The 14,163-nt window shown below is 58.0% G+C and carries 14 protein-coding genes; 7 read left to right on the top strand and 7 right to left on the bottom strand.

Features of this window, described 5'->3' with window-relative positions; all coding sequences use genetic code 11:
* Positions 1–41 precede the first annotated feature (41 nt).
* Positions 42–734, bottom strand: a complete 693-nt coding sequence (locus tag OQH67_RS00170) for a site-2 protease family protein (protein ID WP_067569936.1) — start codon at positions 732–734, stop codon at positions 42–44.
* A gap of 100 nt (positions 735–834) precedes the next feature.
* Here OQH67_RS00170 and OQH67_RS00165 point away from each other — a divergent pair, with 100 nt between their 5' ends.
* From OQH67_RS00165 to OQH67_RS00140, 6 genes are all read left to right on the top strand, one after another.
* Positions 835–1,557, top strand: coding sequence for a hypothetical protein (locus OQH67_RS00165; RefSeq protein WP_215435782.1), 723 nt, complete (start codon positions 835–837; stop codon positions 1,555–1,557).
* Between the two features lie 75 nt (positions 1,558–1,632).
* Positions 1,633–2,541 carry a nucleotidyltransferase family protein gene (locus tag OQH67_RS00160; protein ID WP_251828234.1) on the top strand — a complete coding sequence of 303 codons (909 nt, stop codon included), beginning with the start codon at positions 1,633–1,635 and terminating at the stop codon, positions 2,539–2,541.
* Positions 2,542–2,550: 9 nt separating this feature from the next.
* On the top strand, positions 2,551–3,645 hold the full coding sequence (locus tag OQH67_RS00155; RefSeq protein ID WP_067569930.1) for a phosphotransferase enzyme family protein: 1,095 nt from the start codon (positions 2,551–2,553) through the stop codon (positions 3,643–3,645).
* Positions 3,646–3,675: 30 nt separating this feature from the next.
* Positions 3,676–4,602, top strand: a complete 927-nt coding sequence (locus OQH67_RS00150) for an NAD-dependent epimerase/dehydratase family protein (protein WP_215435781.1) — start codon at positions 3,676–3,678, stop codon at positions 4,600–4,602.
* Positions 4,603–4,969: 367 nt separating this feature from the next.
* A complete protein-coding gene (locus tag OQH67_RS00145) occupies positions 4,970–5,356 on the top strand; it encodes a hypothetical protein (protein WP_215435778.1) in 387 nt (128 codons plus the stop codon).
* 210 nt (positions 5,357–5,566) lie between these two features.
* Entirely contained in the window at positions 5,567–6,955 is a 1,389-nt protein-coding gene (locus OQH67_RS00140) for a replication-associated recombination protein A (RefSeq protein WP_215435822.1), read from the top strand.
* Positions 6,956–7,119: 164 nt separating this feature from the next.
* Here the strand turns inward: OQH67_RS00140 and OQH67_RS00135 are convergent, their stop codons facing one another.
* A complete protein-coding gene (locus tag OQH67_RS00135; protein ID WP_215435777.1) occupies positions 7,120–8,541 on the bottom strand; it encodes a GDSL-type esterase/lipase family protein in 1,422 nt (473 codons plus the stop codon).
* Between the two features lie 102 nt (positions 8,542–8,643).
* Between OQH67_RS00135 and OQH67_RS00130 the strand changes: the two genes are divergently transcribed.
* Positions 8,644–8,811 carry a hypothetical protein gene (locus OQH67_RS00130; protein ID WP_215435776.1) on the top strand — a complete coding sequence of 56 codons (168 nt, stop codon included), beginning with the start codon at positions 8,644–8,646 and terminating at the stop codon, positions 8,809–8,811.
* Positions 8,812–8,814: 3 nt separating this feature from the next.
* Here the strand turns inward: OQH67_RS00130 and OQH67_RS00125 are convergent, their stop codons facing one another.
* The 5 genes from OQH67_RS00125 to OQH67_RS00105 all read right to left on the bottom strand — a co-directional run bounded on the left by OQH67_RS00125 (position 8,815) and on the right by OQH67_RS00105 (position 14,061).
* The gene (locus OQH67_RS00125) at positions 8,815–10,029 is read right to left on the bottom strand and encodes a hypothetical protein (RefSeq protein ID WP_215435771.1); all 1,215 of its coding nucleotides are present in this window, start codon (positions 10,027–10,029) and stop codon (positions 8,815–8,817) included.
* A 27-nt stretch (positions 10,030–10,056) separates the two neighbouring features.
* The gene (locus OQH67_RS00120; RefSeq protein WP_215435768.1) at positions 10,057–12,285 is read right to left on the bottom strand and encodes a discoidin domain-containing protein; all 2,229 of its coding nucleotides are present in this window, start codon (positions 12,283–12,285) and stop codon (positions 10,057–10,059) included.
* A 125-nt stretch (positions 12,286–12,410) separates the two neighbouring features.
* Positions 12,411–12,959: a manganese efflux pump MntP gene (locus tag OQH67_RS00115; RefSeq protein WP_265145545.1), complete on the bottom strand. Its 549-nt coding sequence runs from the start codon at positions 12,957–12,959 to the stop codon at positions 12,411–12,413.
* A 57-nt stretch (positions 12,960–13,016) separates the two neighbouring features.
* The gene (locus tag OQH67_RS00110) at positions 13,017–13,193 is read right to left on the bottom strand and encodes a hypothetical protein (RefSeq protein WP_215458957.1); all 177 of its coding nucleotides are present in this window, start codon (positions 13,191–13,193) and stop codon (positions 13,017–13,019) included.
* 142 nt (positions 13,194–13,335) lie between these two features.
* The gene (locus OQH67_RS00105; RefSeq protein WP_215435765.1) at positions 13,336–14,061 is read right to left on the bottom strand and encodes a GDSL-type esterase/lipase family protein; all 726 of its coding nucleotides are present in this window, start codon (positions 14,059–14,061) and stop codon (positions 13,336–13,338) included.
* Positions 14,062–14,163: the final 102 nt, after the last annotated feature.

Genomic DNA, 14,163 nt, shown 5'->3' with positions numbered 1-14,163 from the left:
TGGATGGTGTGTTAAAAGGGAGGGGAGAGCCCGCGAATGCATTAAAAGGGGGCGTTTTTATATTCCCGGTAGTTGCTGAAGGCAAAGAGGGCCATGAATATGGGGATAAAGTAGCCGTGGAAGAGCTGGAAGCTGACCAGGCCGATGGCGATGGAGGTGATGAACCCGGTCATGAATACTTTTTTGGGGGAGCGGACGAATTGGGCGACCAGCTGGCCGCCGTCCAGGGGATAGATGGGAAGCAGGTTGAGGACAGTCCACCATTCGCCGATCATGATGAGGCAGGAGAGGATGTACAGCTTGGGAGAGACGGCCGTTGCCAGATAGGGATAGAGCACCAGATCCCAAAAGTCCTTTCCGTTGGCGGTCAGAACGGGGCCGACGATGTTCCACGCAACCAGGATGCTGATGACGCCCAGAACCAGCGTCATCATGGGACCCGCCAGAATCATCAGGACGCGTCCGGCGCGGGTGAGCTGCATGCCGTGGCTGCTGGTCACGCCGCCGAAGAGTTCCAGGATAATGGTTTGCTGGCCTCCCCCCAGTTTGCGGCCCACCAGGGCATGCCCCAGTTCGTGGGAAAGAATGGCAATGAACCCGGCAATGACGAAGAGGGCCGGATAAATGAGGGATTCCACACTGCTTACGCCGAGTATGCCGCCGAAGATGGCCAGCACTATCCAGAATGTAGGGCGGATATAGATGGGTATCCCAAACAGCGTGAAGTGAATCATGCGCGAGAGGGTAAGGGCATAATCCCCTTTTGCCAAGTCCGGAGAATGTGCATGCACCGTTTTGGCGTTGGAAAGGCGCGGCCGGATGTGTTAAATGAACGTGATGAGGCTTTTTGCCATGATCCTGTGCTGTGCCGCGCTTGCGGCGCAAGGTTACGAGGGGCCCCCGCCGCTGACGGAGATGGACGGGCGTTCCCCCATACGCATGGGCGGCGAATTGTTGGGCGGCTACCGTTCCCATTACGTTTACCGGGGGGAGAAGCTGGGGAACAATTCCGTGGAAGGGCAGCTTTCCGGCGGTTTTTCCCTGTCCAATTCCTGGGCTGTGAGCGGGGAGCTTTTTTCCGTACGCAACTGGCAGGGGCGGAATTTCAAACAGACTTCCCTGCACGGGGAGCTTCAGTATTACCTGGCGGATGAGTGCACGGCCGGCCTGTTTTTGAACGGGCAGTGGTATGATTCCTGCCCCCTGAAGAGCGGTTCGGAACCGGGGCTGGCGCTGAGGTGGAATCCCAGCCGGGACTGGTCGTTCCGGGGTTCCCTGCTTTATGATTCCGGGCAGGATGGGCTTTATTCGGAGTGGGCGGCCACCTGGCAGCCCCTGCTGTCCGAGTCCGTGGCCATGGTGAATACAGTGTCGCTGGGCTTTTCCCAGGATTATCTGGGCAGAACCGGCTTGAAGGAGGTGATGGTGCGCACGGGATTCCTGTGGGGCGCCTCCACCGGGCTGCGCGTGGAGCCTTTCATTGGATTGTATTGCGGCTACGGGCGCGACGATTTTAAAAAAGTGGTGCTGGGCCTTTGGTGCTCTTACGCTTTTTGACCGGGCATTTTCTCCCTCCTCCCGGCATTTTCCAGTTGCCAAACAGGGAGGCTTGGTCATAATGGCCCGCGTATTATGAAGCCTACACTTCTTGTTTTAGCAGCTGGCATGGGCAGCCGTTACGGCGGCCTCAAGCAACTTGACCCGATGGGCCCCAACGGTGAAGTCGTCCTTGATTATTCGGTTTATGACGCCATCCGCGCCGGATTCGGCAAGGTGGTGTTCATCATCCGCCGCGATTTTGAAGATGTGTTCAAGGAAAAGGTCGGCAGCCGGTTTGCCGACAAGATTGAAGTGGATTATGCGTTCCAGTCCCTGGACGACCTGCCGGAAGGCTTTTCCGTGCCGGAAGGCCGTGAAAAGCCCTGGGGTACCGCACACGCCCTGCGCGCCGCCCGCAATGTGGTGAAGGAGCCTTTCGCCGTCGTGAACGCTGACGATTTTTACGGTGCGGACGCTTTTGTCCAGGCCGCCAGGTTCCTGACTTCCACCACGGATGAACCGAACAAGGCTCATTACGGCATGATCGGCTATCCGCTGAAGAACACCCTGTCCGACAACGGTGACGTGAACCGCGGCATCTGCTCCATCAAGGAGGGTCTTCTGGACGGAGTGGAAGAGTTCGTGAAGATTCAGGCCGATGAAGACGGAGTGGTGCGCGGCAATAACCTGAAGGGCGAACGCCTGCCTGTGAATCCGGAAGAACTGGTGTCCATGAATTTCTGGCTCTTCTCCCCCTCCTTTGTCGAATTGACGGAAGACCGTTTCATTGACTTCCTGAAAGAACACGGACAGGAGCCCAAGAGCGAATGCTTCATTCCCACCGTGGTGGACGCCCTGATTCATGCGGACCGGGCGGACTGCAAGGTTCTGCCCACTACCTCCACCTGGTTCGGCGTCACCTATCCGGATGACAAACCCATGGTTGTGGAAGGCATCAACAAATTGATCAAGCAGGGCGTGTACCCTGAAAAGCTCAACTAAGTTCCCGCAATGCACGATCTCAAGGCTGTTTCTTCCCTGTTTGACCTCCGGGGCGATTTCGTCCAGGGCTATTCCTACGGCAGCGGCCACATCAACGATACCTACTGCGTCTGGGTGGACCAGGCCGGCCTGCGCATCCGCTACATTCTCCAGCGCGTCAACCATAATGTGTTCAGACAACCCATTCCGCTGATGGAGAACGTAAAGCGCGTGACAGACCACGCCCTGAAGCGTTTGAAGGAGGAAAACTGTCCGGAAGCCTACCGCCGGACCCTCACGCTGGTGCCCGCCGTGGACGGCAAGCCCTACGCCCTGGATGCGGACGGCAATTGCTGGCGCGTGTATCCGTTCATCGAACGCGCCCGGACCTACGACCAGATTGAAACCACCAAGCAGTGCGTGGAAGCGGCCCGAGCCTTCGGCGACTTCCAGAAGCTGACGGCCGACCTTCCCGGCGAACCCCTGTTTGAGACCATTCCGAATTTCCATAATACGACTTCCCGGCTGGCCGCCCTGAAGGACGCCATCCAGGCGGACCCGCTGGGCCGTGTGAAGGAAGTGCAGAAGGAAATCGACTGGTACCTTTCCCGTGAGGCGGACTGCCACCTGGTGGTGGATTACCTGAAATCCGGAGAACTGCCCCTGCGCTGCACGCACAATGATACCAAGCTGAACAATGTGATGCTGGACGACGTGACCGGGGAAGGCATTTGCGTGATCGACCTGGATACCACGATGCCCGGTTCCGCCATTTACGACTTCGGGGACATGATCCGCACGGCTACGTCTCCCGCCGCGGAAGATGAGAAGGATATTTCCAAGGTAACCATGCGCATGTTCATGTTTGAAGCCCTCGTCCAGGGTTATGTAAGCTCCGCCAAGAGCTTCCTGACTCCTCTGGAGAAGAGCCTCCTGCCGTTCTCCGGCAAGCTGCTTACGATGGAGTGCGGCATCCGCTTCCTGACGGACTATCTGTCCGGGGACGTGTACTTCAAGATTCACCGTCCGGAACACAACCTGGACCGCTGCCGCACGCAGATGGCCCTGGTGGAGTCCATTGAAGCGCAGATGGACGAGATGAAGGCGGTCGTGGACCGTTATTAAGCCCAACCATTCAACCATATCGGACAAATCATGAAGATTCTCGTAACCGGCGGCGCCGGATTCATCGGTTCCCACATCGTGGAACATTATCAGGACAAGGCGGAGGAAATCCGCGTGCTGGACAATCTCCGCACCGGGTACCTCAAGAACCTGGACGGCCTCAAGCATACTTTTATCGAAGGTTCCATCTGCGACCGCGAACTGGTGCGGCAGGCCGTGCAGGGCGTGGATTACATTTTCCACATGGCCGCGCTCGTCTCCGTGCCCGAGTCCATGAGCAAGATCAGCGAATGCATTGACATCAACGTCAACGGCCTGCTGAACGTGCTGGAAGAGGCGTCCGCCGCCGGAGTCAAGAAGATCGTGCTGGCGTCTTCCGCCGCCATCTACGGTGACAATCCCACGGTCCCCAAGCTGGAGACCATGTACCCGGAACCCAAGAGCCCCTATGCCATCACCAAGCTGGATGGGGAATATTACCTCAACATGTTCCGTTCGGAAGGGAAGATCAACACCGCCGCCGTCCGCTTCTTCAACGTGTTCGGCCCCAGGCAGGACCCCAAGGGGGCCTATGCCGCCGCGGTGCCCATCTTTATTGAGAAGGCCGTGAAAGGGGAGGATATCACCGTTTACGGAGACGGAACCCAGACGCGCGACTTCATTTACGTGAAGGACATTGTGGGGGCCCTCACCTTCGTGGCGGAGCATCCGGGAGTGACCGGCGTGTTTAATGCCGGGTACGGCGGCCAAATCACCATTGAAGAGCTGGCGGACAATATCATCAAGGCAGCCGGTTCCTCCTCCAAGGTGCTCCACGCTCCTGAACGCGCCGGGGATGTAAAGCATTCCCGCGCCTGTGCCGACAAGCTCCGCAATGCCGGCTGGCAGCCCGGATATACGCTGCCGGAGGGGCTTGCCACCACCCTTGACTACTTCAGGGGCATTCTGGGCAAGTAAGCTTTCGGAGTTTTGATTTCCTGATTTTCCGGGGACCATTCCGCCGCATCCGGCGGGGTGGTCCCCGTTGTTTTTGCGTTCAGGCTAGGGCCTGTATGACAAATTTTCCGTGTGCCGCAATTTATGCCATCCAGCCGTATTTGTTAATGTATTGAGCATGATTAGGGAGGTTTTCCAAAAAGGAATATTCACGTATTTAAAATGAGCGGTCAGCAAATATGACGATGTGTTTTTACTGCGGAGGGAAGTGTAAGTATGCCTGATATTTAATATTTGTTAGATAAAAGGATAGTTGAAATAAACGGCCCGTTTTTGCCGTTGAATAGCGTTGACAGGAAAGGGGCAAACGAATAGAGAACCTGACAATATGTTTGGTTCAGGTCATTCCACATTCGATTCTGCCCTGGTTGCAGAGAGCCCTTATCTTGAGCTGGTCTTTGCCCGTCGGAAGGAAGAAGCCAGTTGGGGCTGGATTCCTTTTGCGGCATTCATCGCCTTTTTGTTCATTGACTGGCTGTTCGGCCTCTGCCTTCCTGAGGGCGACCCGGAAGGTGCGTGGACCTGCATGTTTATTTTGCTGGGATGGGGCTTTCTGGCTCTCGTGCATTTGATCATTCTTCCCATCTGGATGCTGATAGCTTCCCTGCGGTATTGGGAAGTGAGGCAACGGGCCGTTGCCGTAGCTGCTTTCCTGTTCAGTTTGCTTGCTCCGGCGTGCATGGTTTGCATGCTGGCGGCTTGGTCCGTTCTCTGAAGAAAGGGGAAAGCGGGGAGGATAGGGAGGATAGGGAGGATAGGGAACGCGGGGATTTCCGTTTGAAGATGGCCGGGGGCGTCATGCCATGGGTGCGGGAATGGGGTCACCGTGTTTTTTGCGATTGCCTGCGCGGCTTTTCGTGCCTTCTGCCGGACAAGTCAGACTTTCCCGTTCCACGGCGGAGAGTTTGTTGCTAGCATGTCGGTGATGGATTTGTTCAGTTTACAGGAGGCCGAATCCCGGGAGGGCTTTGAGCCCGGCGCGGATACGTCCGTCATGCCGCTGGCCGCGCGCATGCGGCCCCGTTCCCTGGACGAAGTGGCCGGACAAAGGCATTTGCTGGCTCCCGGCAAGCTGCTGAGGCGCGCTATTGAAACGGACAGGTTCACTTCCCTGATTTTTTACGGCCCTCCCGGCTGCGGCAAGACCACGCTGGCTTCCGTCATCGCACGCACGACAAACGCCCATTTCATGATGCTCAACGGGGTGGAGTCCAACGTGGCCGAGATCCGGGAGCGCATCGCCCAGGCGCAGATGCGCATGAGCATGCATGGCCGCAAGACCGTGCTGTTCGTGGATGAACTGCACCGCTTTAACAAGGCCCAGCAGGACGTGCTGCTGCCCCATTTGGAGAAGGGCACCGTCAGGTTCATCGGAGCCACGACGGAGAATCCCTATTTTGCCATTAATTCCCCTCTGCTTTCCCGTTCCCAGGTGTTTCCGCTGGAGCCAGTTCCGGAAGAGGAACTGGTTTCCCTGCTGAAGCGCGCCCTGGCGGATGCGGAACGCGGCCTGGGTGCGTCCCGCGTGGACATGGAGGAGGAAGCTCTGAACCATCTGGCCGCCAAGGCGGACGGAGACGCCAGAAAGGCTCTCACGGCCCTGGAAGTGGCCGTGCTTTCCACGCCTGTGGGGGATGACGGAATCGTCCACGTGGATCTATCTGTGGCGGAGGAGTCCATCCAGCGCAAGGCGATCAAGTATGACCGCCTGGGCGATTCCCATTACGATACGATTTCCGCCTTTATCAAGTCCATGCGGGGTTCCGACCCGGACGCCGCCCTGTACTGGCTGGGGATGATGCTGGAGGCGGGGGAGGATATCCGTTTTATTGGGCGGCGGCTGGTGATCGCCGCTTCGGAGGACGTCGGTCTGGCGGATTCCAATGCCTTGCGCGTGGCCCTGGATGCGGCCCGGGCGGCGGAAATGGTCGGGATGCCGGAAGCCCGCATTCCCCTGGCTCACGCTACGGTATATCTGGCGACCGCTCCCAAGAGCAATTCCGCCTATATGGGGATTAACGCCGCCATGAACGACGTGCGGAATGGCAAGACACTTGCCGTGCCGGAGCATCTCCGGACGCCCACGCGCAAAAAAATGGCCGCGGCCGGAGGGGCGGACGCCGCCCGTCTGGAATACCTGTATTCCCACGATTATCCGGAGCATTACGTTCCGCAGGCCTACCTGCCGGAAGGGCGCGTGTACTACACGCCCACCCGGAACGGCCTGGAATTACGCATCAGCGAACGGATGGAATACCGCCGCAAAATGGCGGAAGAAGCCGTAAAGGGGCCGGATAAGCCGACAAAGGAGTAGGTTTTGACCCGAGGCTTCCGCTTGTTGTGAGAATGGGAGTTTCCCTTCCGTTTGTTCTTCTGGCTCCGGAGTGTCTGCAAGGAGTGAAGCATTTGCCGCACCTTCCCCATGCTTTTTCTTTTCAGGGGAAGCGCCCCGGCTTTTTCCCAGGAGAGAGGGAGTTTTCATTCCGGCATTTTCCTGCCGGTGATTGCCTTGTAGATATGCTGCGCCATGATGGCATGTCCTGCGCCGTTGGGATGCACCTTGTCCGGAACCTTGCTTCCTTCTCCTTTCATCGGGGTATAGAGGTCGATCACCCGGCATTTGGCCTTTCCGGCCACTTTCCTGATGGCCGGGATGACTTCCCCTCTGATGATGGAGTCGCGGATGCCGTAGTTTCCGGGATAGGCGGGGACGGGAAGCAGGCAATAGATTTCAGCCTTCGGATTGCCGGTTCTCAGCTCCTTGATCATTGTTTCATAGTCCCTGGAAAATGCAGCGGCATTTTTCCAGTTGGCAGGTTTCGAATCATTGGTGCCGAGCGCGATCAGAATAATATCCCCTTCAATCTGCCGGGCAATCGTGTAGTTGTCCTTGGCGGTGTACGGGCTGTCCCCTTTACTTTGCAGTGTTGTTCCGCTGATGCCGAGATTGAAAACCTCGTATTTTTCACCAAGGGCGTTTTGGAGGCGGGCGGACCATCGTTCCTCCCGGTTTGAGCCCGCTCCGAAGGTGATGCTGTCTCCGATACACACAACCCGTACCGGAGGAACCGCGCCTGCCGCCCGGAATGCGAAGTTGACGATGGCCGCCGGATTCAGGAGGCCGTGGGGATGGTGGCTGATGCCTGGCTTGTGGATCACACGGATGGGACCTCCCAGTTTCCTGTATTTCTTCTCAACCACGGCAGTATTTTCGGAAACGGGCACGGTGTCATCGTCATCTCCGACCACAGCCAGAATGGGGATTTTCGCCTTCGCCAGGGGGAGCAGTGTATCGACGGGATTCTTTTTGTAAGCCAGGGCCTGTTCGGGAGTCAGTCGGTAGGCCTGGCACAATCTTTTCCAGTCTTCGGGGGAACCCTTTCCCGTGCCTTTGCCTCCGGGCCAGCTTTTGAAGTCGCACACGGGAGCGTCCACATACAGACCCGCTACCTTTTCCGGATTCCGGGAAGCCCAGTTAAAGGCAAAGAGGGCGCCGCGGCTCAGGCCTTCCAGCACCGGTTTGGGATCAAGCCTGTATTCCCGGGTCATGTAGTCGTAGTAGGCATCCATCAGTTTCATGGCATCGGGGGAGCCGTACATATTTTCCATGTTGATGTAGCCTATATGGAATCCCTTTTTCGCCAGAGCGATGTCGGCCGCAGGAAAGGCATTGAAAAATTCCGTTCTCCAAATCCAGGGATTGCCGGGAAGCGGCTTGTCCGGCACGATTACCAGGGCGGGGCGTCCAGCCACGGTGAAGTCCAGACGCTTCATATCCTGCCAGGAGGATTCTCTGGCGGGAGCGGCAACCGCGGCGGCATCCTGGCGTGCCGGGGCCGGGTCGGCTTTGCTCCACACGGCCACGCACATCAGAAAGCAGATGAACAAGGAAGATTTCATACCTATTTGCCTTTTACGGGCCTGCCATGAATCTTCTTTCATGGTGCCCTTGTTCTTTCCGGAGCAGGCGGCAGCCCTGCTTTTTCCGGATCGTCGGAAGGGGTGATTAAAATTCGTTCCGAAGCCGACAGGAAATATACCTTCTTCGGCAGGTTTATTTTCGCGGCATTTTTTCCAGAGCCGGGAAAAAAGAAGGCGGCATTCCCGGTGCAGAATGCCGCCTTTTCGATGGTGCTGCCGGGCTGTGTTGCCAGGCAGTGGTTTCCGTGATTTTTATTCCTTGGTGACGATGATGTCGCAGTCCACGTCAAACCAGCCGTGGCCCTGGCAGTCGAAGACCAGGTCCGGTTTTTCCGAGCCGGAGAGGCGCAGGGTGAATTCCCTGCCATTTTTGTCCTGCTGGTCCCTGGGCAGTTCGCTGACGACGCGCGTTCCCCTCATGAAACGGGGATTGCGGATGCTGCAGCCGCCGCTGTTCATCTTGAAGGTTATTTTGTAATTGCCCGGGCCGTTGAGCATGTCGGCAATGTTGACGCGGGTAGGCGTCATTTCCGGGCGGAGGTAGTAGCCCGTGATGCGCGGCTCCTTGAGAGTGACAGGTTCCGTCAGGTAGCGGTAATAGCTTTGCGCTCCCACGCCCATCAGCGTTTTGGGGGAGATGCGGGCTATGTCCTTCAGGGTTTTCAGGGCCAGGTCCTTTTTCCCCTCATTGCGGTAGAGCCAGAATCTGGCGGCCATGACCTGCTGTTTCTGCAGGGGAGTCATGCCCGGTATTTTAAGCTGCTTGTCCACATAGGCGTGGGCGGCCTTGTAGTCCTTCCGGCCGCCGTCCTTGGCGGAGTCGTTCACCATCCTCTGGACTTTTTCAATGTAGGGCAGGTGGTTGAAGGTGTATTTGAAGTGCATGCCCCGGGTGTCTTCCGGGTCCGCCTTCCTGATTTTTTCCAGAATGTCCTTTCTTTCCCGTGCCGCATAGGGCGGAAGCTGCTGGAGGCCTTCCCCATACAGGGCGGCAGCGTTTGCTCCGGAGGCGGCAGCGGCTTTTTCCCACAGCGCATCGGCCTTGTTCTGCTGCTTGACGGCTTCCACGGCCTGTTTCACGACGGCGGGCAGTGTGTCCCTGGAAACGCCTTCCGAAAGGAATACCGTGTGGCCGTCCGGGGAGACTACCTGGATGGCGGGAATGTTCCAGACGGCACCGGGCGGCTTGGGCAGTTTCTTTTCTTCTTCCGTCATTTCCTCCCGCTCGTCCTGGACGCACCAGAGAACGGGTTCCGCGGAGCTTTTGGAAAGGTGTTCCGCGGCGCGCGTGACTTCCCGTGACTTGGGAGACCAGTCCGTGCCGGCCCAGACGACGATCATGTATTTATTGACGGTTTTTGCCTCATCCTTGACGGCATGGTAGGCGGGCAGGGCGGCCTGAAGAGGCGCCGCAAGGATGACGGCCGCCGCCAGAAGGCGGGGGAGTGTGGTGATGCTGTAAAACATGGAGTGAGTGGCGGAGAGTGGTTGATGTTACTTTTCGTAAACGAGGATGTGGCGCAGGTGCATGAATTCGGGCTGGGCGTTTTTGGCTTCCACCTTGATCCACTTTGCCCTGGTGCCTTCCGGAGCGGTGACGATCCATTCCTTGGGCATGTTGTCCGTGGAGGCCAGGGGGAACCAGGTGGCGCCGTCCGTGGAGGTGGAGACTTCCATCTTTTTCATGCGGTCTTCATTACCGTTGCGCTTGGTGATGATGAGTCCCGCCAGATTCACGCCGTTTTTCAGTTCCACAATGACGTTCGGATTGGTTTCCTTGTCCGTGTGGTGGGAGCCGCCGCAGGGACGCAGCAGGTTGATGTGGTCCCACGGGCTGTCCCACTGGCAGGTGGTGGAGCATCTGACCATGCCGTCGGCGGGGACGAGTTTCCAGCCCTGGGGAACAGGTGTGTTGACGGTGCTGGAGGAGGTGTTGGCGTCCGAGAAGGAGGCCGCGGCCTTGCTCAGGGTCTGGAAGGCCGGAATGGAGCGCGCCACTTCCGTGGCGTAAATGGCCTTTCCGTACGCTTCTTTCAGCTTTTTGGGGTCAGGAGCAGCGCCGGAGGCGTCATTGCCGCCTGCCTGCTGGGCCACCTTGGCGAACGCGCTGGAGAAGGTGTCGGCCTGTCCGTTTTCCACAAAGGTTTTGACGGCCCATTCCAGCGCCTGTCCGAAGTTGGTGCCGTCTCCCGTTTTCAGATGGGTGGAGAGAACCGTTTCCAGATAGGCCGCCTTTTCCTGCGGGGTGGTCAGGAAGGCGGACTGGGAATCCAGCACAGGCTGGAATTTCACCGCCCATGAGGTGGGCGTGGCGGCAATCGTTTCATGCAGGTCCCGGAACCAGGCAATGCGGTCGGCGGCGGGAATGTCCATCAGGAATTTGTTCTGTACGTCCTTGAGGATGTTGAAGGCGGCGAATCCGTTGCCCTTGTAGTGGGAGAGGGCGTCCTTGGCGTACACGTACCAGTCGATGGGCTGCATGCCCTGTTTTTCCAGAAGAAGCCGCTGAAGCTCCGTGCGGAAGAAAGGATGGAGGGGCGTTTGTTTGAGCGCTTCCTGCCAGGATTGGATGGCCTTGTCCTTGTTGCCTAGGATTTCGTCAAGCCGGGCCTGGGATGCCCACTGGTACGCCAGGTCTATTTTTTCATTGTCCGCAAAAACGGCTTCCATCAGCAGGTAGGAGGTAGGCGCCTCGCTGCCGAAGATGTGGTTGTGCATGCCGCCGTCCGGACCGCCGAAACCGCCTTTCCATTGTCCGCGCTTCACGCGCACCGCATAGGCGCAGTGGCCGGGCTGGCCCACGGGATAGGCCGGAATGCCGTGCGCCTGCGCCGCCATGGTCCCGAAGTGGGAGAGGCCGCCGCAGACGCCGCCGATGGTCCGGGTGTTTTCCGCCTCGCCGCTGGAGTCACGCCACGGGACGTAGAAGAGGGGGCCCTGGATGGTGTCTCCAAAGAAGTTGCTGCCCGTATAGGGAGCGGCCCAGCAGGCGTCCGTGTAGCGCCGCCAGGGCAGGTTGATGTGCTCGTTGAGCCATTCATAGGATTTGTCGTCCCAATGGATGCCGGTGACGAAGCGGATTTCCCACGGGCGCAGCTTGATGAAGCCGGGGTGCAGCTTGTTTTCCTGATGCAGTTTTTTAAAGATTTGGTAGCGGCGCACGGGGTTGCAGTTGGCGGAGTTGGCCTTCAGTTTTCCAGCGAAGGGACCCGTGGAGAAGACGGAGGCGATTCCCGTAGCCAGAGACTGGTAGGTGCGGAAGTCCGGGCTTTTGCCGTCGGCTTTCCAGATATCGGAAAGAATTTGGATGCCGGCCGGGGAGTTTTCCGGAATGAGGCCCGCGCCCAGGTAGAGTTCCATCCACACCGGGTTTTGCAGGAATGCCTTGACGAAGGCCGCATCCTGGGGGCTTTTGGAGAAGATGGCTTTCATGTTGTCCGGTCCCGTAACGCGCAGCAGCTCGTGAATGTCCAGCAGGTGCCGGTATTTGTTGTCTTGCAGCAGTTTCTGGGTGGCCTTGGTTTGTTCGCCGGCGGCTTGCAGGGCTTCCCTGATTTCCGTTTGCAGGCCGGCAAAATCGCCGGAGGAAATTTTTTGTGCCATGGAGGAAGGCAGGGGACTGGCAACGACCGGAGCTGCCGCTTCCGGTTCCGTAAAGTCCTGACCCGCGCAGATGGGCGCGGCAAGCAGGGAGGTACAGAGAATAAGGTGTGAAATATTCATGTGGAAAAGCTTTTATAAGTGTAGCGGAAAAGGGTGCGCGGTACCAGTTCCTTTTCCGGCTTATTACGGTTGGATAGGAGCGTTTTTATCAGTGATGGAATGAAAAACCTCCGCCATTCCGGGGGTCAGCACATATGGTCGCAGAGCATTTTCACTCCCAGGCCGATGAGGATGATTCCCGCACCAGCTTCCAGATGAAAAGAGGGGAACCGGTGCAGTTTGCGGGCCAGGAAAAAGCCGGCAGCCGTGCAGAGGAAGGTGGTGGCTCCAATGACTGCCGCGGGTAGGAATACCGCGTGGAACGGCGGGGAGGCCCCGCATTGGACGGAGGAAAGGTAAATGCTGATGCCCGCTACAAGGGCGTCTATGCTGGTGGCTATGCCGACGCCCAGCAGGGTGAAGGCCGTCAGGGAAGAGACGTCGGGCAGTTCCTTGTTCGTCCTGTGGTTCCAGCCCTCCCGGATGACGTTGATCCCCAGTATGGTGAAGACGGCAAATCCCAGCCAGTGGTCCCATTCCGCTATGTAGCCGTGTACGGTTCCCGTGAGGAAGAAGCCCAGCACGGGCATCAGGAATTGGCCGCCCCCGGTGGCCAGGGATATTTCCATGCCGTTGCGGAACCGGTTTTTCTTGATGATCAGGCCGAAGGAGAAGGCTACTACAAAGGCGTCCACGGATAGCGCAAATGCCAGAAAGAGTAAATCAGCCGGATTCATGAAGGGAGAGGGAATTTAGGGGCAGATGGAGAAAAAATCAATGTTTTTCCGATTTTCCGGCCTGGAGATGCGGCCTGCCTTGCGGGCGGCCCCGCCAAGTTTTCCCCCATGGATGGAGAGTTTTTTCAAAGGATTCTCCAGGGCCGTTTCCGTGGAGGTTTCCATCCCTCCGGACCCGGCTGCTCCCGGCATTCGGGCACCCGGCCTTCATGGTTTTCCTGTCATCCGCAAAAGGGGTGATTCCATCTGCCGCTGATGCTTTAGGCAGGATGGGAAAAGGAAGGAGGCAAGGCCGCGCTGGCAGCAGCAGGTGGCACTGCCCTGGAAGCTTCCCTTACTGCCTGCAGTATTTCTTGATGTAGGGGAGTACGGCGTCTGCCCAGATGGCGTAGCCTTTTTCCGTGAAGTGCAGGTTGTCCCTGCTGATGCCGGGCAGAAGCCTGCCGGAGGAGTCCAGAAAACGCTTGTTGATGTTGACATAAGTGGTGCGGGGCAGTTTGCATTGCGCTACAATGGCGTTGATTTTATCATTGTGCTGGCGCAGCTTGTCTTGCGGGCCGCTGCCGCGGGGGAAAATTCCCAGAAGCAGTACGTGCGTGTCCGGGAAGCGCACCAGCAGGTGCTGCGCCACCCCCAGGATGCCGATGGCCGTTTTTTCCGGGTCTTCCCCTCCCTTGAAATGTCCGGTGTTGTTGGTGCCGATCATGACGATGCACAGTTTGGGATCCGTCTGTGCCGGCATGCCGGAATGAGTGATGCGGTAAATCAGGTTGGTAGTCTGGTCCCCGGAAATGCCGAAGTTGCAGGGATGGTAGGGTTTGAACATCTTATCCCATGCCTGTTTTCCGCCCCGGTCCCAGTAGTCCGTGATGGAATCCCCCAGGAACAGGACGCCGCAGGGATTGTTCCTGAGCTGCTCCACCTGTTGATCGTAGCGGTCTTTCCAGTTTTTCGTCCCTTCCCGGGAAATGGGGGACAGGGGGGATGGGGCGTCCGCCAGGACGGACAGGGCGAGACAAGGCGCCAGGCAGGCCAGGACAAGTGCATGTAAATTCTTCATATGCCAATGGTACGGAAATCCGGGAAAAATGTTGCGCCAAACAGGTGGTTTTTTTTGATTTCCATGGATGAGGCACATTGTGTGCGGGTCCCTTCCCCCTTG

This window comes from Akkermansia biwaensis, from assembly GCF_026072915.1.
Taxonomy (GTDB): domain Bacteria; phylum Verrucomicrobiota; class Verrucomicrobiia; order Verrucomicrobiales; family Akkermansiaceae; genus Akkermansia; species Akkermansia biwaensis.
The sequence above is the reverse complement of the archived record's forward strand: the minus strand, read 5'-3'. Positions and strand labels throughout refer to the sequence as shown.